Origin of the sequence: Sporotomaculum syntrophicum (assembly GCF_009932395.1) — a bacterium.
Lineage (GTDB): Bacteria > Bacillota > Desulfotomaculia > Desulfotomaculales > Desulfallaceae > Sporotomaculum > Sporotomaculum syntrophicum.
Genome location: NZ_LSRS01000005.1, coordinates 118338 through 124615 on the forward strand (window position 1 = coordinate 118338; position 6278 = coordinate 124615).

Below are 6278 nucleotides of genomic sequence, written 5' to 3' on the forward strand. Positions count from 1 at the left end.
GGCTAAGATCGAGGGTATGAAAAATCTTTTCTAACCGGGTTTCCGGTTGCAGTTTCATAATTTCGTCAAAGGAAAACAGGCACTGTTGTTGAATATACAAGTAACTTCACCTCTGGTTTTTGTCGTTTGTTATTAGGTGCTACTTGTAATATTCGGCAAAACAAGGGGTGAAGTCCTTTTTTGTGGCCTTGAAACCCTTGATTCTATTGGCTTATGGATTATGCAAAACACTTAATTAAAAGAGCAGGGGTATGTTCATAATTATAATGCGCTATTTAAAACAAAACTTGGTAATATTCGTAATGTGTTACTCTCCTGCGAGATAATTGAGCTAAATAACGAAAAATGCAGGCTTATTACTTTAAATGATATTACGGATTATAAAAAGATGGAAGACAAAATGGCAAGCTTAGAACGATTGAATCTTATCGGACAAATGGCTGCAGGTATTGGGCACGAAATTAGGAATCCAATGACTACTGTGCGTGGGTTTTTACAAATGTACAGAAATAAGGATTCGTTTATTAAATATAAAGAAACTTTTAATCTCATGATTGATGAACTGGATAGGGCAAATTCAATAATTACTGAGTTCTTATCTCTGGCAAAAAACAAACCGGTAAATTTAACATTGAAAAATATTAATCGAATAGTACAAAAGATTTTACCGTTAATTCAGGCCGATGCCACTAATAATGAAATGGTTGTCGAAGTTGAATTAACTGAAGTTATTGACCTGCTGCTAGATGAAGAAGAGATTATACAGCTGGTCCTAAACCTCGTAAGAAATGGGTTTGAAGCTATGACAGCCGGTAAAAGATTGAAAATTAAAACATTTTTAGATGGTAATCAAGTCGTTTTAGCAGTAGAGGACCAAGGTTCAGGTATTAAACCTGAAATACTTGATAAGTTGGGCACTCCATTTTTTACAACTAAAGAAAATGGTACGGGTTTAGGGCTTTCGGTCTGTTACGGTATTGCTGAAAGAAACAATGCTACTATAAATATTGAGACAGGACCCAGTGGAACTACAATATTTGTTCGGTTTGATGACTTTGCAGGGATGTTGTAAATAATTAAACCATAGAAAATATTTAAGGCAATGGTTTGCGATGTTTGTATAAACAAGAAAAACAGGTAGTTATACCTGTTTTTCTTGTTGAATTAAAATATTAATTAGTTTATTTTTTAATATAGATAGAACCTAAGACCATGTGAAAATCGAACACCATGATAAAAAATACCATATCCCGCCCGACTTATCTGAGACCACCATCAACAATCTTTCCGACTACCACTTTGACCATTTTAGATCACTCAACTTCAGCTGCACTACTAAATTTACTCTTAGCTTTCACTAGATTCATTAGAATTTGAATATCTTCTAGCTAAGAATTCAACGTAAGCATCTGGATCTCTTAAAAAGGGCTCTGTTTGAAATTTGTCGAGGTTTTTGAGATTTTCCAATGTGATTTTTTCCATTATCATTCCTCCTGATTAATAAAGTACATAAGTAATCCTGCTTTAAATTTTTTTAATGTATTAACCGAAGGCATAGTGGCAACGGTTGTCAATGGAAGCCCCATCACTCCACTCAAAGATTTCCCTTATAAGCTTTATTATAAGATACGTTTTATTACTGTCAAGCCTTTTAGATATTTTTTGTTATACTTTGTCGAAGAGGCTGTGGCCGTGTTTTAGCACGGCCGCATTGGCCAATGAAGTTAACCGGAAAATAATAACCAGAATGCAACTATCAGTCATGCCGTTCAACGTAACCTGCAAACTGGTTGATTTTAGCCTGAGGGATACAATGACATGCACAGGACTAAGCCGAGATGAAGTTAAGCTAGATGACCTCTTTTTCCACAATAATTGATTCCTTACCAGGCAAAGGTTTGGGTGTTTTTAAATATTTCACCCCTGTCCAAATCAGCACAGTAGCGAAAACAATGCGTAAAACCCCTTCAGGCATGAAATGGGCAAGGGAGCCACCTAGGTACGTTCCCAGCATAATACCAGGGATTAATCCCGGCAATATGCCTGTGTTGACGTTCTCCAGGCGCCAGTGAGTATAAGCCCCGACTATTCCCACCGGGACCATGGCCAGAAGGGAGCTGCCCTGGGCGGCGTATTGGGTGAAGCCGGTGAGCAGCACCATTGAAGGTACCATAATCGTACCTCCACCAACCCCCATCATACCGGAGAGGAAGCCGGTTAAGACCCCTGTTAATAAAAGAAATGCTACTTTTAGCCACCCTGTGGCGGGCTCATCAACATGGTACAGGTAAGGTTTCAGAAGCAGGAGCAGGGAAGTCAGGATAATGAACCCGCCGAAAAATTTCTTGAGCTTCCATTCCGGAAGGGCATTTGCGTAGCGTGCGCCCGCTCTGGCGGTAAATATAGCGGTGGAGGCCAAAAGCAAAGAGGCAAGTAAATCTACAGAACCATTTAAGGAGTAAGTGAAGGCTCCCGATATGCCTGTAAACACCAGCGCTACTAGACTTGTGCCGCCGGCCATGTGCTGGCTCATTTTTAGAATGCCCACCATCAGGGGGATCATGATTACTCCGCCGCCAAGACCCACAAGCCCTCCGAAAAGCCCCGAGGCAAGACCTATTAATAAGTTTATCATTTTTGCTCCCTCAACTATTAATAACAAAATTTTATTCCACTTGGTCCATAATCTCCTTAGTTATTGAAACTAATTTCATTTTATCAGAAATTGTTACTATTTAATCATGTCTTCAAGATCTATTTTGTTCATACTTTACGCTATATTAAAAGCCACCCTTTTTTTCATGGGTGGCTTACATTTGGAATATTCCAGCATTATTACAATAGTCCTGTAATAACTTTATTCATTTTGATGTTGGTTTTTATTAGATTGTGCAGTAAAACTAAATGGTTGCGTATAAGTGATACCATTATTATTTATTAATTCAGCCCGTACAAACTTGCCACTGAAACTATCATAATTAAAGGTGCGCCCTGTCCCGATTTTTCCTGCATCTGAAACCCAGTCAATCCGGGATATATTAGCACCTTGAATTGTAATTGTATTAGTATTAGTATCTACATTTATACTTGTTATGGTCGGTACATTAACAGTTCCAGTGCCGGCAGGTTCATAACAAAAGTAAAATGCCCCTTCCTGCATTGCTATTTTAAGTGCTGTTTCGGTTAATTCAGTCATTAAAATAAATTGATAGTTTTTACCGGCATAAAATCCATTATGGTCGTCGGTATTACTATAACCCCAGAGCATTCTATTGCTAATACAATTAATTTTATCCCATAATTCTCTACTGTCTGGATATCTGTCCCCTTTATTGTATACTTCAACACCTACTATACAGTCATATTTCAATAAATCAATATACCAACCAGCCTCGTAAGAATATCTTGTTGGATGATGTATAATACTTAATCCATCTCTTGCTGCAATATCAACAAAACTATTTTCAATGCCGTTATCGGTATTATAATCGGAAAATAAACTACTTCTATGGTGATTAACAGATAACTCGCTTCCTTGTACCGCAAGCATGTTTAATACTGCCGGGTCTTTCCCATAAATAGTCCAAGGATAGGTTGTTCCTGTAGTTAAGTGATTATGCTCGGTTATAGCTAAAATATCATACCCGGCTTTATGATAAATACCTATCATCTCCTTCGGTATGCGGCTACCATCACTCAAATCTGTATGAGTGTGAAAATTAGCCTTATATTGATTAACTGTTTCCCAATTTACATTTTGATAGGGGTTTAACGCTAAATTAGCCATTTACACACCCCAATCATGGGATAGTTTATTATAAATTCGGCCTTTTTTATTTTTTACATATTTATTATTTTCAGTAATCTCTACTGCCCACATATTATATATCGGATGTTTTATCAACGGCTTTGGGTTGTCTTCATGCGCTTGAACATCTAAAGCCTCATTTTTATTGTTTGTAATATAAAAAATCATAAAAGCCTCCCTTCGGAAATTTTATCTGATGAAATATTTGACATTGATTGTGTTAATGGCTTTATAATTGTCGGCTGATTTTGCACAGAAACTCAGATCTAGGAGGATATTCCATTTTTGTGGGAGAATAAATACCCGCAAACTGTCATCGAGCAGCTTACCTATTAATATTTATCCGCTTCCTCGATGAAAAAGAACTGGAAAACGGGAGCTTCGAAGTGCTAAACTATAGTAGATACAAAGCGGAGACTACACATCGCAGGAGGCATTTATGGAACCAAGAAAACCGGTAATTGGCGGCAAGTACTGCCATTTCAAGAATAAAATGTACCAGTTGCTGACGGTTGCCACTCACAGTGAAACTAAAGAAAAATATATTGTCTATCAGGCGCTATATGATGATTTTAGGGTATATATTCGTCCCTACGATATGTTTTTGAGTGAAGTGGATCATGTGAAATATCCGAAGGTCACGCAGAAATATCGTTTTGAGCTGGTGCAGGAGCCGGAACGCTGATGATGGAATTCTCACTGGGCGATAATTGTTGCTGGAGCTTGGCTTGTGTCATTGCCAACAAACACTAAAAGTGGTCAGCCCTTTACCAATGGAAATAGCTCCCTGAATTCAGGGGTGTTGGCTTGTTTTTATCATTAGCCTTAAAGAATCTACCTTTAGGTACTGCCTATGCAATTTGGACAGGAATTGTAGGATTGAAACTTATTACTTCGCACAGTATGCAATGGCCTCGCCCTTGAACTATTTACCCGGATATGTTAAAATTAACCAATTAAGATGAAGTTCTGTCTAACGCTTGAAGTGATCTGGCTGCTAGATTTGACTAACTATTTTAGCTGGACTAAATAAATACTAAGCTGTAGGTTAATGGTGTAGGCGGTTGTAGTCGGAGTGCGTGAAATCGTGGGCGTTACCTCTCGAAGCTGTGGGTGGAGCTGCTCATTATGTGGACGGGAAACTTCACCGACCACAGTTCCTCCCACAGACCTAACCCTTACAACCATAAGGGTTAAACTATAATTGTAGTCTTTGTAGTCTATAGATTATATATGAGAAATATATATATATATTTATAAGTATATATATGTATATATAACTTTCCAGAATAAATCGGCCACAGCACCTACAACACTTCACTACCTCTAAAGCCTGCCTTATGACCATTAAGCAAGGGTAGTAACCGCATATTAAAGCCGAATAATTGCATCGGGCCGAGTGAAAGAACCAGCATCTGTCGTAAAGCAGATGCTTTTTTCATGTTTAGAATAACATCCAACACCTATTTACAAAATTTATATTTTAACCTAAATTGTCACAAGAAAGTGATATTATATGATAAAATATGGCAAGAACGATAACAGCATAGCTTTTATCAGATACAATTCGGTCTGAGTTGGAGCAATGACATAGAGGTGAAATCAATGCCCGCAAACTTTGATTTCTTAAAGGACCAATCCACATACGCTTTGTTTGCCGCCGCCTGCCTAAAAGCAGAGCTGGTGCTGTCACTTCCCAGGTCATGTCTGCGGTGGGCAGTCGCAAGGCCTTCGAACTGGCGGTGAAATGGGTCTACGCCGCCGACAACAAACATCATCACCATGCCCTATAATGAAAACCTGCAGTCCTTGATTCACGAGCCCTCCTTCAGGTACGCCCTGGAAGCCAAACCTGGAGCAAGGGAATATGGATGTATATGAAAAGTCAGAGAACCTTATTTTACAAGCAAGAAAACAATATTAAGAGATGGCAAAATCCATTCCTAATGTTGCTATTGAAGGTATTACAATAAAACCGGAAATAAGGTGAATCAGATATCATTTTTTGATGTGATCAAACCATATGAAAAACTTGCATGACGCTAATAAAAATGGTGCTTGGTTTTCCGAGGATGGTATGTATCGAGTTGCCGAAGTATTGCTGGCCCATCACCATGAAAACCCGGTAGATTATACGTTAAAGTACGGTATCTCTTCTCAGGAAAACCAACCCGCGGAAGCAAAGCAAGCGCAACAGCAACTAGCCCCGGTATCATCGGTTACAATTGAGGATACGCCAATTTACCGGGAATTGCGTGAGTACCGGCTGATTAAAAGCAGGGAAGAGGGCATCAAGCCGTATTACATATATAACAATGCTCAACTCGAACAAATTATTGCCTTAATGCCTGAGACATCGGCTGAATTAAGGCAAATCAAGGGTTTTGCCGAGACAAAGTGCCATAAATATGGAGAGGCCAGAATTAATATTGTGCAGAAGTACAAAGAGGATGTGATGATATAAAACTAT

Annotated in this window: 7 protein-coding genes and 1 pseudogene; 4 read left to right on the forward strand and 4 right to left on the reverse strand. The window is 38.6% G+C overall.

Annotation, left to right across the window (positions count from 1 at the left end; genetic code table 11):
* The first annotated feature begins 388 nt into the window (after window positions 1–388).
* Window positions 389–1072, forward strand: a complete 684-nt coding sequence (locus SPSYN_RS10755; protein ID WP_243153021.1) for an ATP-binding protein — start codon at window positions 389–391, stop codon at window positions 1070–1072.
* Between the two features lie 275 nt (window positions 1073–1347).
* Here the strand turns inward: SPSYN_RS10755 and SPSYN_RS16240 are convergent, their stop codons facing one another.
* From SPSYN_RS16240 to SPSYN_RS10770, 4 genes are all read right to left on the reverse strand, one after another.
* A complete protein-coding gene (locus tag SPSYN_RS16240) occupies window positions 1348–1482 on the reverse strand; it encodes a hypothetical protein (protein WP_279279283.1) in 135 nt (44 codons plus the stop codon).
* A 367-nt stretch (window positions 1483–1849) separates the two neighbouring features.
* Entirely contained in the window at window positions 1850–2635 is a 786-nt protein-coding gene (locus tag SPSYN_RS10760; RefSeq protein WP_202623816.1) for a sulfite exporter TauE/SafE family protein, read from the reverse strand.
* 222 nt (window positions 2636–2857) lie between these two features.
* Window positions 2858–3787, reverse strand: a complete 930-nt coding sequence (locus SPSYN_RS10765; protein ID WP_161822497.1) for a PHP domain-containing protein — start codon at window positions 3785–3787, stop codon at window positions 2858–2860.
* Window positions 3788–3976: a hypothetical protein gene (locus SPSYN_RS10770; RefSeq protein WP_161822498.1), complete on the reverse strand. Its 189-nt coding sequence runs from the start codon at window positions 3974–3976 to the stop codon at window positions 3788–3790.
* A 271-nt stretch (window positions 3977–4247) separates the two neighbouring features.
* On the opposite strand from SPSYN_RS10770, the gene SPSYN_RS10775 reads away from it, so the two are divergent.
* From SPSYN_RS10775 to SPSYN_RS10785, 3 genes and pseudogenes are all read left to right on the forward strand, one after another.
* Window positions 4248–4493 carry a DUF1653 domain-containing protein gene (locus SPSYN_RS10775; RefSeq protein WP_161822499.1) on the forward strand — a complete coding sequence of 82 codons (246 nt, stop codon included), beginning with the start codon at window positions 4248–4250 and terminating at the stop codon, window positions 4491–4493.
* Between the two features lie 125 nt (window positions 4494–4618).
* Window positions 4619–4732 (forward strand): annotated as a pseudogene (locus SPSYN_RS15765) (SMR family transporter); the annotation flags it as partial.
* Window positions 4733–5831: 1099 nt separating this feature from the next.
* Window positions 5832–6272: an HRDC domain-containing protein gene (locus tag SPSYN_RS10785; protein WP_161822500.1), complete on the forward strand. Its 441-nt coding sequence runs from the start codon at window positions 5832–5834 to the stop codon at window positions 6270–6272.
* Window positions 6273–6278 lie beyond the last annotated feature (6 nt).

Bases quoted from the DNA above. Each gene is read 5' to 3' on its own strand.
- SPSYN_RS10785 (WP_161822500.1), top strand. From the start codon at position 5,832: ATGAAAAACTTGCATGACGCTAATAAAAATGGTGCTTGGTTTTCCGAG.
- SPSYN_RS10775 (WP_161822499.1), top strand. From the start codon at position 4,248: ATGGAACCAAGAAAACCGGTAATTGGCGGCAAGTACTGCCATTTCAAG.
- SPSYN_RS10755 (WP_243153021.1), top strand. From the start codon at position 389: ATGGAAGACAAAATGGCAAGCTTAGAACGATTGAATCTTATCGGACAA.
- SPSYN_RS16240 (WP_279279283.1), bottom strand. From the start codon at position 1,482: ATGGAAAAAATCACATTGGAAAATCTCAAAAACCTCGACAAATTTCAA.
- SPSYN_RS10760 (WP_202623816.1), bottom strand. From the start codon at position 2,635: ATGATAAACTTATTAATAGGTCTTGCCTCGGGGCTTTTCGGAGGGCTT.
- SPSYN_RS10770 (WP_161822498.1), bottom strand. From the start codon at position 3,976: ATGATTTTTTATATTACAAACAATAAAAATGAGGCTTTAGATGTTCAA.
- SPSYN_RS10765 (WP_161822497.1), bottom strand. From the start codon at position 3,787: ATGGCTAATTTAGCGTTAAACCCCTATCAAAATGTAAATTGGGAAACA.